At 34.8% G+C, this 23,014-nt stretch carries 20 protein-coding genes and 1 other RNA gene; 9 read left to right on the forward strand and 12 right to left on the reverse strand.

The features are described from left to right. Positions 1 to 2: 2 nt before the first annotated feature. The 4 genes from ISU00_RS17300 to ISU00_RS17315 are packed head-to-tail and all read right to left on the reverse strand — an operon-like array spanning position 3 to position 5,240. The gene (locus ISU00_RS17300; protein WP_228851926.1) at positions 3 to 965 is read right to left on the reverse strand and encodes a YheT family hydrolase; all 963 of its coding nucleotides are present in this window, start codon (positions 963 to 965) and stop codon (positions 3 to 5) included. Next, positions 965 to 2,587, reverse strand: a complete 1,623-nt coding sequence (gene ade, locus ISU00_RS17305; protein ID WP_228851927.1) for an adenine deaminase — start codon at positions 2,585 to 2,587, stop codon at positions 965 to 967. Before ade ends, ISU00_RS17300 begins: the two co-directional genes overlap by 1 nt. Position 2,588: 1 nt before the next feature. Further along, positions 2,589 to 3,923: a tRNA lysidine(34) synthetase TilS gene (gene tilS / locus ISU00_RS17310; RefSeq protein ID WP_228851928.1), complete on the reverse strand. Its 1,335-nt coding sequence runs from the start codon at positions 3,921 to 3,923 to the stop codon at positions 2,589 to 2,591. Between the two features lie 27 nt (positions 3,924 to 3,950). After that, positions 3,951 to 5,240: an anthranilate synthase component I family protein gene (locus tag ISU00_RS17315; protein WP_228851929.1), complete on the reverse strand. Its 1,290-nt coding sequence runs from the start codon at positions 5,238 to 5,240 to the stop codon at positions 3,951 to 3,953. Positions 5,241 to 5,412: 172 nt separating this feature from the next. Here ISU00_RS17315 and ISU00_RS17320 point away from each other — a divergent pair, with 172 nt between their 5' ends. After that, the gene (locus ISU00_RS17320; RefSeq protein ID WP_228851930.1) at positions 5,413 to 7,134 is read left to right on the forward strand and encodes a tetratricopeptide repeat protein; all 1,722 of its coding nucleotides are present in this window, start codon (positions 5,413 to 5,415) and stop codon (positions 7,132 to 7,134) included. A 9-nt stretch (positions 7,135 to 7,143) separates the two neighbouring features. On the opposite strand, the gene lpdA is transcribed toward ISU00_RS17320, so the two are convergent. From lpdA to ISU00_RS17335, 3 genes are all read right to left on the reverse strand, one after another. After that, a complete protein-coding gene (gene lpdA / locus ISU00_RS17325) occupies positions 7,144 to 8,544 on the reverse strand; it encodes a dihydrolipoyl dehydrogenase (protein ID WP_228851931.1) in 1,401 nt (466 codons plus the stop codon). 125 nt (positions 8,545 to 8,669) lie between these two features. Continuing rightward, positions 8,670 to 9,296, reverse strand: coding sequence for a CPBP family intramembrane glutamic endopeptidase (locus tag ISU00_RS17330; RefSeq protein WP_228851932.1), 627 nt, complete (start codon positions 9,294 to 9,296; stop codon positions 8,670 to 8,672). Positions 9,297 to 9,298: 2 nt separating this feature from the next. Then, positions 9,299 to 9,751: an Lrp/AsnC family transcriptional regulator gene (locus ISU00_RS17335; protein WP_228853758.1), complete on the reverse strand. Its 453-nt coding sequence runs from the start codon at positions 9,749 to 9,751 to the stop codon at positions 9,299 to 9,301. Positions 9,752 to 9,903: 152 nt separating this feature from the next. Here ISU00_RS17335 and ISU00_RS17340 point away from each other — a divergent pair, with 152 nt between their 5' ends. Together ISU00_RS17340 and nhaC are read left to right on the forward strand one after the other, a co-directional pair. Next, complete coding sequence (locus ISU00_RS17340) at positions 9,904 to 11,124, forward strand: aminotransferase class I/II-fold pyridoxal phosphate-dependent enzyme (RefSeq protein WP_228851933.1); 1,221 nt, start codon at positions 9,904 to 9,906, stop codon at positions 11,122 to 11,124. A 115-nt stretch (positions 11,125 to 11,239) separates the two neighbouring features. After that, positions 11,240 to 12,742, forward strand: a complete 1,503-nt coding sequence (gene nhaC / locus ISU00_RS17345; RefSeq protein ID WP_228851934.1) for a Na+/H+ antiporter NhaC — start codon at positions 11,240 to 11,242, stop codon at positions 12,740 to 12,742. Positions 12,743 to 12,994: 252 nt separating this feature from the next. Here nhaC and ISU00_RS17350 read toward each other — a convergent pair whose 3' ends face one another. Next, positions 12,995 to 13,465 carry an ankyrin repeat domain-containing protein gene (locus ISU00_RS17350; RefSeq protein ID WP_228851935.1) on the reverse strand — a complete coding sequence of 157 codons (471 nt, stop codon included), beginning with the start codon at positions 13,463 to 13,465 and terminating at the stop codon, positions 12,995 to 12,997. 341 nt (positions 13,466 to 13,806) lie between these two features. On the opposite strand from ISU00_RS17350, the gene ISU00_RS17355 reads away from it, so the two are divergent. Next, on the forward strand, positions 13,807 to 14,046 hold the full coding sequence (locus ISU00_RS17355; RefSeq protein WP_228851936.1) for a putative signal transducing protein: 240 nt from the start codon (positions 13,807 to 13,809) through the stop codon (positions 14,044 to 14,046). Between the two features lie 11 nt (positions 14,047 to 14,057). On the opposite strand, the gene ISU00_RS17360 is transcribed toward ISU00_RS17355, so the two are convergent. Then, positions 14,058 to 15,683 (reverse strand): ABC-F family ATP-binding cassette domain-containing protein, encoded by a 1,626-nt coding sequence (locus tag ISU00_RS17360; protein WP_228851937.1) that lies wholly within the window; start codon positions 15,681 to 15,683, stop codon positions 14,058 to 14,060. A gap of 156 nt (positions 15,684 to 15,839) precedes the next feature. Between ISU00_RS17360 and ISU00_RS17365 the strand changes: the two genes are divergently transcribed. After that, the gene (locus tag ISU00_RS17365; protein WP_228851938.1) at positions 15,840 to 17,276 is read left to right on the forward strand and encodes a TlpA family protein disulfide reductase; all 1,437 of its coding nucleotides are present in this window, start codon (positions 15,840 to 15,842) and stop codon (positions 17,274 to 17,276) included. Here the strand turns inward: ISU00_RS17365 and fsa are convergent. The 3 genes from fsa to ffs all read right to left on the reverse strand — a co-directional run bounded on the left by fsa (position 17,273) and on the right by ffs (position 19,007). Then, entirely contained in the window at positions 17,273 to 17,929 is a 657-nt protein-coding gene (fsa, locus tag ISU00_RS17370) for a fructose-6-phosphate aldolase (protein ID WP_228851939.1), read from the reverse strand. The two genes, ISU00_RS17365 and fsa, sit on opposite strands and share 4 nt — an antisense overlap. Positions 17,930 to 18,021: 92 nt before the next feature. Continuing rightward, positions 18,022 to 18,825: an SDR family oxidoreductase gene (locus ISU00_RS17375; RefSeq protein ID WP_228851940.1), complete on the reverse strand. Its 804-nt coding sequence runs from the start codon at positions 18,823 to 18,825 to the stop codon at positions 18,022 to 18,024. A gap of 83 nt (positions 18,826 to 18,908) precedes the next feature. Further along, positions 18,909 to 19,007: signal recognition particle sRNA small type (gene ffs, locus ISU00_RS17380), an RNA gene on the reverse strand. 88 nt (positions 19,008 to 19,095) lie between these two features. Here ffs and ISU00_RS17385 point away from each other — a divergent pair. The 4 genes from ISU00_RS17385 (at position 19,096) to ISU00_RS17400 (ending at position 23,001) form a co-directional block, all read left to right on the forward strand. Beyond that, the gene (locus tag ISU00_RS17385; RefSeq protein WP_228851941.1) at positions 19,096 to 20,121 is read left to right on the forward strand and encodes a glutaminyl-peptide cyclotransferase; all 1,026 of its coding nucleotides are present in this window, start codon (positions 19,096 to 19,098) and stop codon (positions 20,119 to 20,121) included. A gap of 4 nt (positions 20,122 to 20,125) precedes the next feature. Next, entirely contained in the window at positions 20,126 to 20,512 is a 387-nt protein-coding gene (locus ISU00_RS17390; RefSeq protein WP_228851942.1) for an acyl-CoA thioesterase, read from the forward strand. Positions 20,513 to 20,600: 88 nt separating this feature from the next. Then, positions 20,601 to 21,344 carry a hypothetical protein gene (locus ISU00_RS17395; RefSeq protein ID WP_228851943.1) on the forward strand — a complete coding sequence of 248 codons (744 nt, stop codon included), beginning with the start codon at positions 20,601 to 20,603 and terminating at the stop codon, positions 21,342 to 21,344. A gap of 88 nt (positions 21,345 to 21,432) precedes the next feature. Next, a complete protein-coding gene (locus ISU00_RS17400; protein ID WP_228851944.1) occupies positions 21,433 to 23,001 on the forward strand; it encodes a hypothetical protein in 1,569 nt (522 codons plus the stop codon). The last annotated feature ends 13 nt before the right edge of the window (positions 23,002 to 23,014 follow it).

Raw genomic sequence — 23,014 nt, forward strand, 5'->3', positions numbered from 1 at the left:
CATCAATATTTGGAAAAAAAATCTGCGCTTCTAATTTCTGTATAATAATTCCTCTTACCATAAAAACCGACATGGCCACCATAATTTGGCATTTCTAAAAACAAATTAGGGTTTTCTTTTGCGTCTTTTACTGGGTAACATTCATGGGATAGAAAACTATCGTTGAGCGCATTTATTAAAAGGGTCGGTCTATCGATATTCCCTAGAAAATTTAAGGAACTACTTTGTTCATAATAATGAAAGGCATCTTCAAAACCATGTGCCTTTGAGGTGTAAGCATGGTCGAAATCGATAAGATTTCTTATTTTATTAATTTCCTTCACACTTATTTTATCGGGAAATTGCAGTTGTTTTTGCCTTAGTTTTTTCAATAAGTAGTATTTAAAATTTACTGCATAAGGGAAATTTTTAAACTTAACTATTTCCTTAGCAGAACCAGCCAAATAACAAGGAACTGATATTACCGATGCTGCCTTTATTGCTGCGTGAATATCAGACCTTTCTCCTAAATATTTCAGAATAACATTACCGCCTAAACTGAACCCATTTAAATAAATGGCCTCATATGAATATTGGGAATTTATCATTTCCAAAACTTCATGAAGATCGGAGGTAGCACCGCTATGATATGAAGAATATTTTATGTTTGGTTCTCCCGAGCAACCTCGAAAATTAACCCTGACTACGTCATAACCATGTTCATAAAACTTATTCGATGCACCTAAAACATAAGACCTTTTAGAATCACCTTCTAAACCATGGAGAATAACCACTAACTTGGTTGATTCTTTTTTGGCAAATGCCCAATCTAAATCGATGAAATCACCATCTGACAATGCTAGGCGCTGTCGTTTTAGTTTATTGGATTTCAATTTCACCCTCCTTATTATTCCGGAGTAAATTGTTGCAACATACCCATTTCGCATATAAAATGGGGGTTTATACGAACTTTGAATTATTGGCATTATGGATGATGAAGTGGTGTAAATTCAAATTTTTCTCCATCAAACAAACCTAAATCACTTAATTTTAATGAGGGGATTACCAGTAATCCCATAAAGGATAAAGTCATAAATGGAGAAGTTAATTTACTACCCAAGTTTTTAGCTAGCTTATCTAATTGGCTATATTTTTTCGCCACTTCCTTACAAGGCTTATCACTCATTATGCCTCCTATTGGCAATGGAAGCAAATCTATTTTCCCTTTTTCAGCCACTGCTATCCCACCCTTTTCAGAAATAATAGCATTAACTGCCTCACACATATCATCAGGGTTCGCGCCAACCACAATGATATTATGCGAATCATGAGCCACTGAAGAGGCAATTGCTCCTTTTTTCAATCCGAAATTCTTAATAAAACCAGTAGAGATTGGTGCATCTTTATACCGATTAATGACAGCGATTTTGAGTATATCATTCTCCAAATCACATTCTAGCGAATGACCATTACGAGGTAACGAAAATACGTCCGTTGTTGTTATCAATTCACCATCTTTTGCAACGATAACCTTAGAATTTGAATTATAGGCCAGAGTATCAAAATCTCTAGGCTGTTTATAGGAACAACTAAAATTGTTTATAATCGTAGGATGGTCGGAGGTAAAATTGATGCGATTATTTTCAAAAACTAATTCACCTTCTATATAAGTTTTTACAGTTTTAAATGTCTTCAAATCTTCTAAAACAACAAAATCGGCACTATCACCCAATTGCAATTTTCCTACATTCAAATTATAATGATCAACAGGATTTATACAAGCCATTTGTAAGACCTTATAAATATCTTCACCTTGGGCAACCGATCTAGCACATAATTGATTAATGTGACCCTCTAGCAAATCATCAGGATGTTTATCATCGCTACAGAACATGAGATGGTCATAATAATCATCAATTAATGCTGACAAGGCATTAAAATTTTTTGCCGCGCTTCCCTCCCTGATCAAAATTTTCATACCTAAGCTCAGTTTTTCTAAAGCTTCTTGGGTGGTAAAACATTCGTGATCTGTGCTAATTCCAGCCTCTATATATGCCTTAAGATCTTCTCCTGTAACACTAGGTGCATGGCCGTCAATTTTTTTATTAAATTCTTTAGCGTATTGAAGTTTCTTATGGATATCCTCATCTTTAAAAATCACTCCAGGATAATTCATCATTTCAGCCAGGTAGTAAATATCCTTGTGTGACAACAATTCCTTTATACCATCAGAATTTATAGTTGCGCCAGCAGTTTCAAAGGTAGTGGCCGGAACGCAAGAAGGAGCACCGAAAAAAAACTTTAAGGGAACCTTTTTACCATCCTCAATCATGTATTTTACACCTTCCACCCCTAAAACGTTGGCAATTTCATGTGGATCCGATACTGTTGCAACGGTACCGTGTGTCACGGCAATTTTTGCAAATTGTGAAGGAACCAACATTGAGCTTTCTATATGAACATGAGCGTCTATAAATCCAGGAACTATAAAACCTTTTTCATCATGGTCTTCTTCATAGATTTTGGAAATCTTTTCACCAAGAATCTCAATGGCTCCTTTAAATTGACGGCGATTCAGAATATCCACTATGACACCTTTTATTATCATCTTACTTATTTTGAATCAATTGAATCTTAAGTATTCGTTTCGTTTGATCGGTTATCTTAAAACGATCGTCCATCCTATCTCCAACCAGCCAAACCACGTCATCACCAGAGCATAATATCCACAATCCTTCTTTTTTAATTAAAGGCCATTTTTCATCCTTAAGGAACTTACTTACCTTTTTCTTACCCCTCATTCCAATAGGATAGAAAAAATCACCGTCCTGCCATTTTCTTAATGTAAGAGGTAACTGAATTTTATCAACATCAATAAATATGATGGGCTCATCTAATTCTTCCCAATTTTCAACTTCTGCAAACATCAATTTTCCCTCTCCAAAAGCTACTGGATCTAAAGATTCAACACTTATAGTATCTTCCGTTTCATTGGCACCTTGTCTCATTAAGATTAGGGTTTCCCTATCCTTTAATAAGCGGTAATCTGAAGAAAACACCTGTTTGCCTGGTTGACTTGTTAGAAGGTTTTCTATATCATTCCATGATGTAAAACCATATTCCTTCAATAATTGGTAGAGGTAGGCTTTAGGATTATTTAATTCTTCCAACTTAGGGATATTATATACAATTTTTGAATCGTCGATTTCTTCTATAACCGATTCCGAAACATCATTCATTCTGTCCTCTACAATTTCCCTTATTTCTAACAATTGCCGTTGGGTTGTAAGGAAGTTTTTCAGAAGATTTGAGTTGATGCTTTTTAAGGTTGGAATGACATCGTGACGCAGTTTATTACGCAGATATTTTGTTTCTGCATTACTACTATCATCCCTCCATTTTAAATGGTTTTCAATAGCATACACTTCAATATCTTCACGGCTAAAAGCTAATAATGGACGCACAATATTTTCGTTAATCTCAGGAATGCCTGTAAGTCCTTCCAGGCCTGTTCCTCTTGAAAAATTGATTAAAAAGGTTTCAAGGCTATCGTCTGCATGGTGAGCGGTTAATATATAATCGAATTGTAACTGATTCGCCAATTCTTGAAACCAATTATAACGCAAATTTCTAGCAGCCACCTGGGTTGAGAGTTTATTTTCGCTAGCATACCCCTTAGTATCAAACCTTTGGGAGAAGACTTCTAATCCTAATTGATCACCAAAACGATTTACGAAATCTTCATCAACATCACTTTCTTTTCCACGGAGACAAAAATTGCAATGTGCCAAGGAAACATCGAGTCCAATTTTTGTACACAAATGGGTAAGGGTTATGCTATCAACACCTCCAGAAACAGTCACTAAACATCTTGATTCCAGAATAAAAGGGAAACGGTTTTTTATATGTGAATGGAATGTTTCTAGCATTCCTAAATATACCATTTCTTAATATTTTAAAAGAAGACCAATTTATTTTTCTAAGATCGCCCTCATTGCCTTAGCCTTCACCAAGCACTCTTCATATTCCTTAAAGGGATCACTAGCCGCAGTTATTGCACTACCTACCGAAAATGACAAGTATTTATTGTTTTTATTATAGAGAATACTTCGTATTACCACATTAAAATCTAAATCTCCATCGGCTTTGATATAACCGATAGCCCCAGAATAAACTCCCCTCTTTGTCTCTTCCAATTCTTCAATAATTTTCATAGCAGAAATTTTTGGTGCACCGGTCATACTTCCCATAGGGAAGGTGGATTCAATAATATCTATTGGATCTATAGTATTGGGAACTTTAGATGTGACAGTAGAAATTAACTGATGAACCTGCTTAAAGGAATAAACTTCACATAATTCTTCTACCTGAACCGTTCCTTTTATAGCCGTATGAGCTAAATCATTCCTAACCAAATCTACAATCATTATATTTTCGCTCAATTCTTTAGGGTTTGTTTTTAAATTCATCTGTAGTTGGATATCCTCATTTTCGTTAGCAGATCGAGGAGCAGTACCCTTAATTGGCTGAGAAATTACTTTTTCACCAATTTTCTTAAGATAGCGTTCAGGGGAAGCCGATATTACGAATTTGTCTTTTACTTTTAAAAAAGAAGCGAATGGTGTTTTTGAAATATCATTTAATGAAAAATAAGCATGAACAGCATCTAATTCTACCCCATCTGAGTAAAATTCCTGACAAAAATTAGCCTCGTAAATATCACCTCTATGAATATGCGCCAACATGCTTTCAACCTTTTGAAGATATGAATCTTTATGAATGCGTAATTTTATTTTAATCTGCTCATCTAAGCAAAAGCTGGGTATGACAGTTTGTAAAATTGAATTAAAATCATGGGTTATATCTGTATCATGGACGGTTAAATATTGAAATTCTATTTGTTCCTTCGAAAGGAAAATCAATTTCTTTGGTTGGAAAAAAAAGATATCGGGGAAATTAAGTCCATCATAATTATCAGAAACCAAATTTTCAATATCATTTTTCAGATCATAACCTAAATATCCTATAATGAAGTCATTAACCTCTTTCCTGAAATTTCTTAGCTTATTAAAAGCCTCCTTAAAGTCACCGCTAAATATGGTGTTTGCCCCAACAGCCAATATTGCTTCATAACTACTATAAGGTTGCTGGTATTGGTTGGAATCTAACAAAACACAAAAATCATCCCCGGCTCCCCAATAGAGCAACTTTTGCTTTATTGTTTCAGGCTGCTCAATTTTAAAAGTTTTACTTATTCTCAAGGTTGAAAATTGAATGATTTAAAAGTATTAAGATTATATCATTTGAAGAAGAAGATTTTTAGACGACCCGAATACAATCATTTAAAAATTCCTTTAAAAAATTGAATTTCAACCTACTAATGAGTACTAGTTAGGATTTTTTATAACTTTAATACTTCAATCTAACAGCCTTATGAAATTATATCCCCTATTCGCCTTTTTGGCAATTATCCTTATTTCTTGTAAATCTAATGAAAAGGAAAGCCAACCAACAATTGAAACCCCTCCTGAACCCTCGCTAGGTTGTGTTCCAGCGGTTACCGATGCCGAGTGGTATAAAATTGATAATAAGGCGCCATTATTAGATGGTATGGACGTTATCGAATATCCCATCACCACCAATGATACTTTAGCCCAGGCATATTTTAATCAAGGTTTGGCGTTGGCGTATGGCTTTAATCATGCAGAAGCAGCACGTTCTTTTTATTATGCCACAAAATTAGACCCTGAATGTTCAATGTGTTTTTTCGGTTACGCCTATGTTCTAGGACCTAATTATAATGCCGGGATGGAAGAAGACAATTATGAACGTGCCTATGAAGCAATTCAAAAAGCGAAATCTTTAGGTAAAAATGCAACCAAAAAAGAGCAGGAATTTATAAATGCCTTAGCCGTGAGGTATGTGGCCGAACCTCCTGAAGATAGAATGTATTTAGACGTTAATTATTCTAAGGCCATGAAAGATTTATTTAACCAATACCCAGATGATTCGGAGATTAGTACGTTATATGCTGAATCGATTATGAATTTACATCCTTGGGATTTGTATGACAAAGATGGATTAGCTAAGGAATGGACACCAGAAATTGTTGAACTTTTGGAAAGATTAATCACAATGAATCCAAATCATCCCGGGGCACATCATTTTTATATACATGCCACAGAAGCTTCCAATGAACCCGAATTGGCCAATGAGTCGGCTAAAGTTTTTGACGATGGCTTAGTTCCAGGCTCTGGTCATTTACTCCACATGCCTTCCCATACCTACATAAGAACAGGCGAATACCATAAGGGAACTGTATCTAATATTGCAGCTGTTAAAGCAGATAGTACCTATGTAACCCTTTGTCATGCCCAAGGAGCCTACCCTCTTGCCTATTATCCACACAATTATCACTTTATGGCGGCAACAGCGACCTTAGAAGGAAATAAAAAATATGCCATACTTGGCGCAAAGAAAGTTTCTGATCATGTTCATCCAACAATCATGCAAGACCCTCGCTGGGGTACTCTCCAACATTATTATACAATTCCTTATTATGTTGCAGTAAAATTCGGTCAATGGGATTCTATTCTAAAAATGGACATGCCCAGTTATAATTTGCCATATCCATTAGCCATAAAATCTTATGCGGAAGGAATGGCATACCTCAAAACAGGTAATTTGGAAATGGCGGAAAAGAAATTAGCTGACATAGATTCTATCTCAGGGTTGGCAGAACTAAAGGATATAACAGTATGGGAAATAAATAATGTGTCTGATCTTGTGAACATTTCCAAAAAGGTATTGAAAGCTGAAATTTTGGCAAGTGGAGGAAAATTTGAAGAAAGTATATCCTTATTTATGGAAGCTATTTCAATGGAAGACACCTTAAATTACAACGAACCTCCAGATTGGTTTTTTTCAGTAAGACATCATTTGGGAGCCATTCAACTTAAAGCCAGTAAGTTTAAAGAAGCGATTAAAACCTACAATGAGGACCTTGCAATTTATCCAAAAAACGGTTGGGCATTAGTAGGTCTTAAAAATGCCTACGAACATTTGGGAAAAATACAAGAGAAAGAAAAAGTGGAAGCTCAATTAAAGGAGGCCTTTGCATTTGCAGATACCCCAATTGAAGCTTCCACCTTTTGATATGTTGGGTTAGATATGAAGCGCTCTATCTTCGGTCGCCGCTAATGCGGCTTCCTTAATAGCCTCAGCAAATGTTGGGTGGGCATGTGACATGCGCGCAATATCTTCTGCACTAGCCCTATATTCCATAGCTACCACAGCCTCGGCAATCAAATCTGCTGCTCTTGCACCAATCATATGCACTCCTAAAATTTCATCAGTTTTTTCGTCTGCCAATATCTTGATGAATCCATCCAAATCCATACTGGCTCTACTTCTTCCCAACGCACGCATCGGGAATTGGCCTGTTTTAAAAACAATGCCTTTTTCCTTAAGCTGTTCTTCAGTTTGTCCGACAAAAGCAACCTCTGGCCAGGTATAAACTACCCCAGGGATTAAATTATAATCTATATGAGGCTTTTGTCCCGCTATGATTTCTGCAACCAAAACACCTTCTTCGGAGGCTTTATGTGCTAACATTGCTCCCTTTACAACATCACCAATCGCATAAATATTAGAGGCAGATGTTTGGAGGTGACTATTTACTTCAATTCGGCCTCTATCGTCTAATTTCACACCAGCTGCTTCAACATTTAATCCATCTGTATATGGACGTCTTCCAACAGAAACTAGGCAATAGTCCCCCTTAAATTCAACCTCTTCTCCTTTCTTGTTATCTGCCTTTACAACTACTTCATCACCCTTGCGATCAACAGATTTTACTTTATGTGATACATTAAGAGCAAACTTCTGTTTTTTAAGAACCTTGGTTAATTCTTTAGAAAGTCCTGCATCCATAGTTGGAATAATACGATCCATGTATTCAACAACTGTAACGTCAGAACCCAATCTTTTATATACCTGCCCTAATTCTAGACCAATTACACCTCCACCAATTACCAATAAATGTTTAGGTATCTCCTTTAGATTCAAGGCTTCCGTGGAAGTAATTATGCGTTCCTTATCTATTTTGATAAAAGGTAAGCTAGATGGCTTACTACCAGTGGCTATTATTACCTTTTTAGCTTCAATTTCTTCCTTCTCCTCTCCATTGATAATAATATGAGTTGCATCTTTAAAAGAACCTACACCTCGGTAAACATCAATTTTATTTTTATTCATCAAGAAATCGATACCAGAGGTTGTTTGATCAACAACAGCTTGTTTCCGTGCAATCATCTTTTCAAGATTCACCTTTACCTCACCAGGGATTTCAATACCATGCTCATCAAAATGACGAACAGCATCTTCATAATGGTGTGAAGAGTCTAATAATGCTTTACTAGGAATACATCCCACATTCAAACAAGTTCCCCCAAGTGTATTGTATTTCTCTATTATGGCAGTTTTCATACCAAGTTGTGAGCATCTAATTGCTGCAACATAACCACCAGGTCCTGAGCCAATAACGGCTACATCATATGATTTCATAAATGAAGTATTCTAAATTTAAATTTCACCCGCAATTGGGCCTTAAAAATTACACGCAAAAATACGAATGTTTATTGGTAGGACAAGACCAATTTCCACCTATCGAGCAGCTTTCGAAAGATTTTCTATACTGAAAAGCCCATCAATTTTCCGAGCCCTACGATGATTACCCAACCGCCATAAAATATATGTTCTACTGCGACCAAAAAAGTTGAGCGGTATTTTTTATAGGTAAGAGCAAATAAAACACCACCAATAAATGTGACTAATAAAACCAAAAAGTTTTTAAAAAGTAAATGAGCAAGTGAGAATAATATTGCGTTAATAAGAATCATATAATTTGAATCCTTAAAATATCGTTCATAACGATTAAAGAAAAATGTTCTAAATAAAATTTCTTGAGGGTAGGCCGAAAAGATTGCGTATAAACTTAAAATCAGTAATAGACTCAAAGTATTATTAAGTGCCAAATCGAACAATAAGTTGGGGCCGATAAGATATACATAGAGTACGGTAATGGGAATTATAACCCCTAATTTAATAATGGTTTCCTTAAAGAATAAAAACCACCTTACCCTGGGAGATAATTTAATCTTAATTTTTTCAATGCGAAAAAGAATAAAACAAACGTAGAGAAAACCGATTACACCAATACTTATTTTAAGCCAGAATGGGTAAGAAAATGCAAAACTGATAGGTATAAGGAGAAAAATAATGATAAATTCGGCAAGTTTATAGAGTTTAGAATTCATCTCTACAATGGAATAACTGTACTTTGTTTAACCTCATTTATAACGAAAGAACTATGTGTGCTCGCTATATGATTAATAGCGGTTAGTTTGTTAATCATAAAGGCACGAAACTCATGCATATCTTTTACCAAGACTTTTAACAAATAGTCATAATTTCCACTCGTATGATAGCACTCGAGCACCTCAGGGAGTTTAGAAATTTCATTTTCAAAAGTTACAACATTATTCTGGGAATGCTGCAGCAACTTTATCTGACAAAAAACTACAAAATCCCTATTCACCGACTGGGGATCTAGAAGAGCTACATATTTCTTTAAAACGCCATCGTTTTCTAGCTTTCGAATCCTTTCAAAAACTGCTGTGATTGAAAGCCCTAATTTTAAGGAAAGCTGTTTGTTAGTTTGTTTAGCATTTCTTTGAAGTTCATTCAAAAGCTTAAAATCCAAAGCGTCCATACCTAAAATTTTTCTCAATTTACAATCTTTAAAGCATATCAAAAAAATATTTTTTTAATAAATATCATATTATTAGAATATTATTCTATATATAATGTATATGATTGTTTTTAATTCTTAATTTATGGAAATTTGTGTAAAATAATTCCATTATGAAATCAAATAAAGCAGCCAATAACATTCAAGATTTACAATATTTTGGAGAATTCGGAGGAGTTAACCCTTCAATATCCGATTCATCAACCTATACCTTTTTATCAGCAAAAACAATGTTCGATACTTTCGAAGGAAATGCCGACGGTTGTTATCTATACTCAAGACATTCTTCCCCTTCAAATTTATATCTGGGTAAAGCTTTAGCTGCAATGGAAGGTACTGAAGCCGCCACAGTAACTGCCTCCGGAATGGGGGCCATCACCGCAGCAATAATGCAAATTTGCCAACAAGGTGATCATCTGGTGTGCAGTAGAACCATTTATGGGGGAACCTATGCTTACCTCAAAAATTTCCTTCCGAAATTTGGAGTAAAGACAACATTTGTAGATATAACCGACTTGAATGCAGTTGAACATGCCATAACTGACAAAACCAAATTAATTTATTGTGAATCTGTTAGTAATCCATTATTAGAAGTTGCTGATTTGAGAAGCCTTTCATCAATTTCAAAAAATAGTGGCCTTAAATTAATGGTAGACAACACTTTTTCACCCCTTTCCATTAACCCTGGAAATTTTGGGGCAGATGTTATCATACACAGCCTAACTAAATTTATTAATGGTACTTCAGATACAGTTGCTGGGGTCATCTGTGGCACAAGAGAGTTTATTGATGAATTAAGAAATGTTAATGACGGTGCATGCATGCTACTTGGATCCACAATGGATAGTTTGAGGTCCGCTTCGGTTTTGAAAAATTTAAGGACTCTACACATCAGAATGATACAGCACAGCAAAAATGCCTCATACTTGGCAGAAAAATTTGAATCTTTAGGTTTAAAGACAGTTTATCCAGGATTGAAAAGTCACCCATCACACGATTTATTCAAATCTTTAATGAATACAGAATATGGTTTTGGAGGCATGTTAACAATCGATGTCGGATCTATTGAAAAGGCAAATGAGCTTATGGAACTCATGCAAGAACGCAACCTAGGATACCTAGCCGTAAGTCTCGGTTTTTACAAAACATTATTTAGTGCGCCCGGCACCTCTACTTCTTCTGAAATACCCTTAGAGGAACAAAAATCAATGGGACTGAGTGATGGATTAATACGCTTTTCAATTGGCTTGGATGCTGATATTGAACGCACATACAAAACAATGAAAAAATGCATGCTAGATTTGAATATTCTTGAACCGGTAAATTCTTTATAAATATAATTTGATTTTCAATTGGTTATCCCGGTATAGTGAAAGCACTGAAGTCTTTCATTTGCACAAGCCTGTGTAAAATTGTAACATTACAATTCTAAACATTTAAACCGCTTAGATGGAAAGCCAAGACATCAAACCAAGACATCCTGAAGACGAACACATTGTAGAGAATAAAGAATTAAATATTTGGGAAGCTCTGATCCCAGTATTTGCTCTAATTGCAATGTTATTTTATAATGTTTTCTTCGTTTACGGCGATGATGCCTTGGGAGGCAGTAACCAATTTATTTTATTGTTAGGTGCGGCGGTTGCTGCAATTGTTGGCTTTTTTAATAAAGTTTCTTATGAGCAAATGCTTGAAGAAGTGGCAGAAAATATAAAGTCCACTTCTGGCGCCATATTAATCTTATTAATGGTTGGGGCTCTAGCCGGAACTTGGTTGATAAGCGGAATCATTCCTTCGATGATTTATTATGGCTTACAAATTTTAAATCCAACTATATTTTTGGCAGCCTGCGTTGTTATTTGTGCCATTATTTCTATTGCAACCGGAAGTAGCTGGACCACTTCTGCAACTGTCGGTATTGCATTAATAGGTATAGGTAATACACTAGGGATATCTGCCGGCATGACGGCTGGGGCTGTACTATCTGGAGCTTATTTCGGGGATAAGATGTCTCCTTTAAGCGATACGACTAATTTAGCCCCTGCTATGGCAGGAGCCGGACTATTTGAACATATTAGATATATGTCTTTAACTACAGTTCCAACTATAGCGGTTACATTAATCGTTTTTATAATTATCGGTTTAAATTTAGATGTGCAGGGTACAGCCAATATCTCGGATAAATTAGCAGCAATTGATGGTTCTTTTAATATTTCACCATGGCTATTTTTAGTACCTATAGCAGTTATTTTAATGATTATTAAAAAAACTTCTCCCCTTATAGCTCTTTTGATAGGAACTTTGTTAGGGGGGGTCGCAGCTCTTATCGCACAGCCTGAAATTGTAACTAGTATTTCAGGAGAGGAAGCTTTAACCTTTAATTCAGCATACAAAGGAATCATGGATGCCATTACTGTTGGCGGTTCAGTCGAAACCAGCAGTGCCGAATTAAATGATTTATTTAGTTCTTCCGGAATGGAAGGAATGCTTGGTACAATTTGGCTAATTATTTGCGCCATGGTTTTTGGCGGTGTTATGGACGCAATCGGTGCTTTAGCAAGAATTAGCAAGGCATTACTAAGCTTAGCTTCTTCAACATTTGGACTTTTCGCAAGTACCGTAGCTAGTTGTTTAGCACTTAATGCAACAGCCTCTGATCAATATTTAGCGATTGTAGTGCCCGGCAAAATGTTTAAAAAAGCATATGATGACAAAGGGTTGGCACCTGTTAATCTCAGTAGAACATTGGAGGATTCGGGTACTGTAACTTCAACCCTAGTCCCATGGAATACCTGTGGAGCATATCAAAGCGGAGTATTGGGGGTTAGTGTTGCTGATTATTTTATTTATGCAATTTTTAACTGGTTAAGCCCATTTATGACATTAACCTTTGCTGCATTTAGAATAAAAATTAAACAAGTGACAAATTCATTTGGATCTAAAGTTGCCTAAATTGAGAATTCGTCAATTTAAACCAATTGATATTTTAAATATGTAAAATAGAGGGGGTTAATTTTTAGTCTATAAGGAAATTCTATAAATGAATAAAAGAATGGAATAATGGGCTACAATTTTAATTACTTAAAACCGTTATTTTTGTTCGAACCCTAAGAGGTTAATGGCTAATTCAAATTTAAATCCAACGACATTTCGACCCAAATGTACTGTTGTGAACAAAAAAAGCTACCATTTTGGTAGCTTTTTTTATGAAACTAAGTTCACTATTTCTTTAAATCCTTTAGATAGGGCGTAATCTTTTGCCGTCATACCCTTTGCATCAACCAAATTCTTTTTGGCTCCATTATCAACCAAAAATTTCGTCATTTCGACTTGATTAAATGAGGCTGCAAAAATAAGAGCTGTAAAACCTATTGAGTTTTTTGGATTTAGATCTGCGCCATTATAAATTAATTTTTTTGCAACATCTATATTCCCTTTAAATGCCACGCCCATTAATGCGGTATTTCCCGCAGCATCCGTATTATTAACATTAGCCCCATGCTTGAGCAAAACATCCAGTACATCAGGAAAATTAAAATAGGTTGCTAAAATTAAGGGAGTTGAACCTCTTTGATCCTTGAGATTTATGTATTCTGGATTCTGCTGCAATATATCGTCTACCAATTCGGAATTGCCTTGCTTTAAGGCATCAAAAAACTGAGAGGAATTACACATTTGAAATATGGATTTATAAATTATATCTTAAAGGCAAAATTAATTTTAATCCATCTTATTTCTACGATTATTGAATGGATTCAAGCTATAGTTTAATAAATGAATCAAATAAAAAAGTCTCGATGGGAACGAGACTTTTTTTTCACTGTAATCTAACCAACCTATCAATCAATTCCATGAGGAACGAGAGAATTTCTCTTTGTTTAGTGGAAACAAATTTGTTTAACTAAATTACAAAAAAATTAAACATAAGAAACAATTTTGCTAAATTTTAACGTTTATAAAAAACCAATTAAAATTTGTCAATAGAAATTTCGTAACTTAACTTTAAATATTAGATCATGGATCATACCGAATTTATAAAAGTTTTTTCCGGAAGTTTTATCATTTCACAATTGGTACTGGAGCGTCTTAAAGAGGCCGGTATCGAAGGTATAGTAAAAGACGAATCTGAATCTGGTCGATTAGCAGGTTTTGGTTCTTCCATCCAAGGTTTTCAGGAGATTTATGTACACCAAAGTGAACTAGAAACAGCCAAACCTATCGTGGAAGAAATTAAAAAAGATACCGAAGTTTCCTGAAAATCAGAATTTTAAACTCCCACCGCGTACATCTTGTCACGATGTTCACGTATTTTAGGATCATTCATATATTCATCGAAAGTCATGTAACGGTCTATCACCCCAGAAGGAGTTAGTTCAATAATTCGATTTCCTACTGTTTGGGCGAATTCATGGTCGTGGGTAGTTAACATTACTGTACCCTTGAAATTTTTAAGCGAATTATTGAATGCCGTAATACTCTCTAAATCGAGATGATTGGTAGGCTCGTCCAACATTAATACGTTAGCCCTTAACATCATCATTCTACTTAGCATACATCGAACTTTTTCTCCTCCCGAAAGCACATTCGATTTTTTCAAAGCTTCATCACCACTAAAAAGCATTTTTCCTAGAAAACCACGAATATAAACCTCTTCACGCTCCTCTTCGGTTTTTGCCCATTGACGTAACCAATCCACAAGGGATAATTGATTTTCAAAGAATTGGCTGTTATCTAGCGGCAAATAAGATTGTGTGGTTGTAATTCCCCATTCAAATTTACCAGAATCGGCTTTGAGCTTGCCATTTATAATTTCATAAAAAGCTGTTGTTGCACGACTATCTTTAGAATACACTACAACCTTTTCCCCTTTGTTGAGATTAAGATGAATGTTTTGAAAAAGAATTTCACCATCTAATGTTGAGGAAAGGTTTTCTATATTCAATATTTGATCACCTGCCTCTCTCTCTCTTTCAAAAATAATTGCAGGGTATCTTCTGCTACTTGGTTTAATATCTGAAATATTGAGCTTTTCAATCATTTTCTTCCTACTTGTAGCTTGTTTGGATTTTGCCACATTAGCAGAAAAACGTCGGATAAACTCTTCCAACTCCTTTTTCTTTTCCTCTGCTTTTTTGTTTTGTTGCGCTCTTTGTCTTGCAGCGAGTTGCGAACTTTCATACCAAAAAGTGTAGTTTCCGGAATAATGATTAATCTTTCCAAAATCAATATCTGATATATGTGTACAAACCGCATCTAAAAAATGTCGATCGTGCGATACAACTATAACGCAGTTATCATAATTAGCCAAGAAATTTTCCAACCAAGTAATAGTTTCATAATCTAAATCGTTGGTAGGTTCATCCATAATTAGGACATCTGGATTACCAAATAAAGCTTGGGCCAATAACACCCTAACCTTTTGCTTACCATCTAGATCTGCCATTTGCATGTAATGCAAATCCTCGGTAATACCTAAATTAGAAAGTAGTGCCGCTGCATCGCTATCGGCATTCCATCCATTCATTTCCTCAAACTGCACTTGTAGCTCTCCAATCTTATCAGCATTTTCATCTGAATAATCTGCATACAATGCATCTAATTCGGTCTTAATTTCATGTAGATGGGTATTACCCATTATCACAGTTTCGAGAACAGTATGATCGTCATATAGATTATGGTTCTGTTCTAAAACAGACATACGCTTGCCCGGCTCCAAATGAACATGTCCTGAAGTAGGGTCCATTTTCTTGGAAAGAATTTTAAGGAAGGTGGACTTACCAGCACCATTGGCCCCAATAATGCCATAGCAGTTGCCTTTGGTGAAGGTGGTGTTCACTTCATCAAAAAGAATTCTTTTCCCGAATTGAACTGATAGATTAGATACCGATAACATAGCGTTCTTTTAAAATTTTTGCAAAAGTAGAAAATTCTAACGGTGATAAGAAATTAAGGTATGCACACAACAAGTTTTAACAGCGTATTAACAGCTTGAAAGGGGCATGAAGTCTACATTTGCCACAGTAAAATAGTAGTTGACCCGTACCTAATTATGATGAAATTCTGGACCGGATTCTTAGCAGTCCTGATATTTTATTCTTGTAATTTTTCCGAAAAGGAAGTCTCAAAGACTTATTTCGGCGGCCAGATAATCAATCCCAAAACCGATTATGTGCTGTTTTACCAATTGCTTAATTCTAATTATAAAGTCAAGGACACTTTTAGGTTAGATGCTAACAATAAATTTTTTCACACTTTTGAGAATCTTCCCCCAGGTCTTTATTCTTTTGATCATGGCAATGAATTTCAGAATGTTTATTTAGACCCAAATGACAGTATATGGTTTAGGTTGAATACAAACGATTTTGATGAATCTCTGGTTTTCAGCGGTAACGGTTCTAAAAAGAATAATTATTTATTGAAGCTTTATATGGATCATGAAAATATGCTGAGATCCTTACGGCAGTCCTCCAAAATGGAACCTGAAGATTATTTAAGATTTATAGATTCCATTAGAAAGGAAGAAATTGAAGATTTAAAATCTTTTGTTACAGACAAGCCACAGACTGAAGGTTTCTATGAGATTGCAAAGGCCAATATTGATTTTTCATTTTATAAACACAAAGAATATTATCCTTTTGGACATTATGGATCAAGGGCACTAACCCATTACCAAGATCTTCCCTCAGATTTTTATGCCTATCGTGATTCAATCAACTTTAACGATGAAAAATTGAGTGAGGTTAGGTATTATTTATCGTATTTGGAAGATTATTTTATGAATGCCTCCCTTGAAGAAATTTATCAAAACGAGCACAATCATATTGTTTTTGACCAAAAATCACTTTCATACAATTTAAGGCAATTGGAACTCATTGATAGCATAATTGATCACAAGAATATTAAAAATTACATACTTCAAAAAAAGGCAGTAGATTATATCCGGAATGTTGATGATGACCTCAAAAATATTTCCATTGCCAATAAATATTTTGCTTTAAGCTCTGAGGATCAGACTGTAAAGGATTTAGTGAAACAATTAGTAGATGCCAAAGCCGCACTTAAACCTGGTAATCTCCTTCCTAATGTTGAATTATATAATTTAAATGGGGACAGTGTAAATTTACATGATCTAACTAGAGATAAAATTACATTGATCTATTTTTGGTATGTAGATTTTAAAAGTCAAGGTATCGGTAACCATGACAAAGCCTCTGAAATAAAAGAACAATATCCTGGACTTAATATAGTTTCAATCGATTATAGCAGAGAACCCCTAAATCATTGGCAAAGTCAAATGAAAAATTGGCCCATAAAGCATTTAACCGAAATGAAATTTAAAGATCCTATAAAAGGCAATCTAACCTTGGATGCGGGTCTAAACAAAATTATTTTGGTAAATAAAAAAGGGAAAATTTTAAATTCTAACCTAAGACTTTATTCGAAAGAATTAGCGACAGTTTTAGAACGACTAACTAAAATTAATTAGTTATTACCCTTTTTATAATCCGCCAAAAATTTCTCTAAACCTATGTCGGTAAGTGGATGACTTAATAATCCAGTAATTGAACTTAGTGGACCCGTCATTACATCTGCTCCTAACTTTGCACAATCTATCACATGCATTGTATGTCTAATTGAAGCAGCTAAAATTTGTGTTTCGAAATCGTAGTTATCATAAATATGTCTTATTTCAGAGATAAGATGTAACCCATCTGTTGAAATATCATCTAATCTTCCTAGAAATGGAGAAACATAAGTGGCTCCAGCTTTAGCAGCCAATAACGCCTGTCCTGGAGAAAAAACCAAAGTTACATTAGTTTTTACACCTTTATCAGTGAAGTATTTACATGCTTTTACGCCATCCTTAATCATTGGCAATTTCACAACAATTTGTTCATGTAAATCGGCCAAGGCTTCTCCTTCCCTTATCATTCCCTCAAAATCGGTTGCAATAACCTCAGCAGAAACATCACCATCAACAATTTTACAAATGTTCACATAATGTTTCATGATATTATCGGTACCGGTTATACCTTCCTTTGCCATTAGGGATGGGTTGGTTGTAACACCATCCAAAATTCCCATATCTTGGGCTTCACGTATCTGATCTAAATTAGCGGTATCAATAAAAAACTTCATTTCTTAATAATTTGATTTGTGATTGGAAAATTAACTGTGCAAAATTACAATTATTAGGCACTATTACTCGTAATTTTTTAAAATATATTCATTTATAACTTGTAATGGTTTAATAACATCCTTTCGTATATTCGATCTGGAAGGATGCGCTTCAGTACTATGGAAAACTTTTGTAAAAAAGAGCCTACTTTATAATGAATGTTTGGTTTTTCCGAGGTAATTATCTTTTCAATTTGACGGGCAACTAAAATAGGGTCTTCACCATCATCGACATGTTCATTTATAGACTTTAGTATATTTCCATAAGGCAATTCATAAGGAGAATTTTTTAAAACCGGTGCATGATATCTACCAGCAGCGATGTTGGTAGCAAAATCTCCAGGAGCAAGACTTACAACATTGATATTAAAATCTTTTAATTCCATGCTCAAGGATTCAGTTATAATTTCTAAAGCACCTTTATTGGCGCTATAAATACCCCTATATGGCAATCCCATATAACCTGCCAAGGAAGTAATATTAATTATGGTTCCACCATTATTCTTTCGCATAGACGGCAAAACGGATTTCATAACATTTAAGGGACCAAAAAAATTAGTATTGAAATTCCTTCTGATTTCCTCATCCGGAATTTCCTCAATAGGTCCAGTTATTCCTGCACCTGCATTATTGACAAGAACATCAATTCTTCCCTCCTTCTTTAAAACTTCATCAATACAATTATAAATGGAGGCAACATCATTTACGTCCATTCTTAAAAGAGGAAACACCTCAGTTCCATGTTTTTCTGGTGTACGACTACTCCCATATACCTTATAACCTTTTGTGGTTAAATATATGGCCATCGTTTTACCAATGCCTGATGACGCTCCAGTAATTAAAATAACTTTATCCATGATGCTAACATTATCTAAAATATAGGAAAGTTTTAGAATTTTCAGTCTCGGTATCTTCAAATTACCTAAAAATAGGGCATAAAAAAAGGCAAGCTACCTACATCACACCGCTACGACCGCTTACCTTTGCTGCGTTCCCGCCCTGGAGGATTCAGCAGGAGCTGGTTGTGTAGGACTTGCCGGGTGCAAAGATACAATCTTTTAATAGTTTACCAATGATTTTTCAAACTGAATTTAAATAAATACCTTGGCCAAAAATTGAATATTGCCATGCCCTCGCACAAATTTTTTATCATTACTATTTGCGCTATTTTCATAAATTGCGGCGGAACCGATAATACCAAGTATTTCAGATTAAGCACCAATGGAACAAAAAATACCTTCCAACTTGGTGACACACTGAAATTGAATGTCCAGGTATTAAAGGATAAAAGTCCTTCTGATATTACTTACTTTCTCAATGAAGAGAAAATTAGCCCTAATTACGTTTTAGAAAATGTTCGTTTAGGACAAAATCAAATAAAGGCAATTGTAAATTCAGACGAATCGTCCGAAACTTTAGAAAGTTCCATTACCATTTTAAATAATAAATCCCCCAGGATTCCATCATTTGAAGTGGTTAATGTGTATCCTCACGATATAACTTCCTATACTCAAGGCCTAGAATTCCATCAGGACACTTTGTACGAAAGCACAGGACAATATGGTGAGTCTAAATTGCGTAAACTAAATTTTGAAACTGGTGAGGTTTACAAAGAAATTAAATTGGATGATTCAAAATTTGGTGAGGGATTAACGATTTTAAATAACAAAATTTATCAGTTGACATGGCGTTCTAATATCGGTTATGTATACGACATTAGTACATTCGACAGAATCCAATCGTTCACCTACCACACCAGTAAAGAAGGATGGGGACTATGCAACGACGGTAAAATGCTATACAAATCTGATGGCACCGATAATATTTGGAATCTCAATCCAGTAAATTTAAAGGAAGAAGGTAAAATTGAAGTTTACACCAATAAAGGTAGGATTGAAAGTTTAAATGAACTGGAGTGGGTAAAAGGGAAAATTTACGCCAATATTTACCAAAGGAATGGTGTTGCGGTAATTGATCCAACTAACGGTGCGGTCGAAGCAGTTATCGATTGTTCATCCTTAAAAGAAAAGGTGAGTCAACATCCCAAATTAGACGTTCTTAATGGTATTGCATACCACCCTGTTAGAAATACATTTTTTGTTACAGGAAAGCGTTGGGACAAACTCTTTGAAATACGATTAATAGACAATTAATTAAATGAACGTATTTGAACAGGAAATCAAGGTTACGAAGGAACACTTAGACAGTTTAAATCACGTTAATAATGTTCAATACGTTCAATGGGTACAAGATATGGCTGCCGCACATTGGGTACGACAGTCCAATAAGGAACTTAATGAACAGTATTTTTGGGTATTAATTGACCATCATATCCACTATAAAGGACAAGCGGTTTTAGGTGATGTTGTGACAGCTAAGACTTATGTTGAAAAATCAGAAGGTGTCATCTCTCACAGAGTGGTTGAATTTTATAAAAAGGAAGACATCCTTATCTGTAAAAGTGAAACTCAGTGGTGCCTAATTTCAAGAAGCAACCTTAGGCCAAATCGAATCCCAAATCTCATTGTAGATCTTTTTAGTTAAACTTTCTTAATTCAGCTGTTAAAGGTTGCTAATTAATGAATTAACAGTTAATAAATGATGTTAATTTATTTCACCAACCAATCTTCAAATGAATATAAAATTTCCTGCCGCTATTATTTTCCTACTATCTAATATTGGAATTGCCCAAACAATAAATGGAATCATTTATGACGAAGAAACAACAATTAACGGTGCAAAACTTCAAAATCTAACAACTAACCAATTAACCTATACCAACGACCTTGGGGAATTTGTGTTTTCTGCTAGCCTTAATGACACCTTATTTGTAACCTCTCTTTTTCATGTTTCACAGAAAATAATAATAAGCGAGGATTTAATTGGACAGCCAATCGTAATTGAATTAAAAAAGAAGGTAAATGAACTGGAACAAGCTATGATTCTTGATCGTAGAAATAAGAAATTCAATTCAGAAAATAACACGACAGGGATGGGACAACAATTAGCACTAGATATGAAAAATAATCCACATCTTTATAACACATATGCGAACCAAGGTGTAGATTTTTTATACTTAGCAAAACTTTTTGGTAAATTATTATCAAAGAACAAGTATAAAGCCGATGAAATAAAGATCATTACCTACCAACAATTAGACAGTCTCCTTTCAAATGACAAGATCCTAAATTATAAAAATCTTAAGGAGGGTTTTGATATACCGGAAGCTTACTTTGGCTTATTCACCGATTATTGTATTTCAAAGAATTATAATAATGAACTATTACACAAGGAGAATCGCTTAGTTTTTATCGACTCAATTTATTCCTCAGCCAAACAATTTAAAAAGACTCTCCTCCAAGAGAATAAAAATTGAATTTAGGTTTATAACAAGCTAGGACTATTTCGCAATCATTTCTATTAAAGTTATATTTTTACCTTATAATTAGGTGTATCTCCATTCTATGAAAAACATCCTCTCCTCTATCTTTCTACTTTTTATTCTAATGTTTTGGAGTTCTTGTAGGGATGACCTCGAATTTGAAACTAGCACGGGAGGCCTAAGATTTTCTCGTGATACAATCTATTTGGATACTGTTTTTTCCAATATTGGATCGAGCACTTACAATTTAAAAGTTTACAACTCTTCAAATAAAGATGTTGTTATTCCTAATATATCCTTAGCAAGGGGGCAATCTTCAAACTATAGGTTAAATGTGGATGGAATGGCAGGAAAATCATTCGACAATGTTGAATTGTTGGCGAAAGATAGTTTATACATTTTTGTGGAAACAACAATTGATATTCAAAACGAAGCTAATAATCCAAAAGAGTTTTTGTACACAGATCAAATTGAATTTCATCATTCGAGTGATTTTCAAAAAGTAGAACTGGTTACCTTAGTAAAAGACGCCTACTTTATATATCCAAATAAATCACTTGACCCTTCAACTGGTAATTCCATTGTAGAAACTTTGACTTTTGATGTTGATGGAGATGGTATTGATGATGAAACGGAAGTCCAGGGTAGGTTCCTCAATGACAATGAATTACATTTTACTAATGATAAACCATATGTTATTTATGGTTATGCGGCTGTCGGTAATGGAAAAACCCTGGAGATTGATGCAGGATCGCGTATTCATTTTCACGCAAACTCTGGATTGATTATTACTAAAGGTGCATCATTATGGATTAATGGGGCCTTGAGTATAGACCAAGTCCAACTCGAGAACGAAGTAATTTTTGAAGGAGATCGTTTAGAACCTGAATTTGCAAATACTCCCGGTCAATGGGGTACAATTTGGCTTTTTAATGGCAGCACCAACAATCAAATCAATTACACCACAATAAAAAATGGTGGAATCGGATTATTGGTTGAGGGTAACCAATCTGAAGACTTCAAATTAAATATCGCTAATAGCCAAATATATAATTCTGCTTACTTCGGGTTACTGGGCCGAGCTACCTCCATAAAAGGGGAAAATCTTGTAATCAACAAATCAGGTCAATCCTCGTTTGCTGGATTGGTTGGCGGACATTACGATTTTACGCATTGTACATTTGCAAATTATTGGTCTGATAGTTTCAGACAGTTTCCAGCCGTTTATTTGAACAACTATTTTGCGGATGAGGATGAAAATATAATTACCAACGATTTAAACTCTACACGCTTTAAAAACTGTATTATTTATGGCAATGATAACCCAGAATTAATTTTGGACCCCAAAAGCTCTAGTTCCTTTGATGTAAAATTTTCTGCTTGTTTAATAAAGTTTGATGACCCAAATAATGTATTCTCAGACCCGTGGCATGACTTTGGCAATACCGATTTCTACGAAAACATCTTTTTAAACTTAAATCCCAATTTCAAAAATCCAACGGAAAACCAACTTCAAATTGGTGAAGAAAGTGATGCAAATGGCCATGGTTCGATTGAATTTTCGACACTGGTTCCTTATGATATTTTAGGTAAAACTAGGGTTGATAGCCCGGATTTAGGAGCATATCAACATATTATTTTTATGGATTAATCAGCAATAGTTT

This window comes from Aegicerativicinus sediminis, from assembly GCF_015476115.1.
In the GTDB taxonomy this organism is placed as follows: Bacteria; Bacteroidota; Bacteroidia; order Flavobacteriales; family Flavobacteriaceae; genus Aegicerativicinus; species Aegicerativicinus sediminis.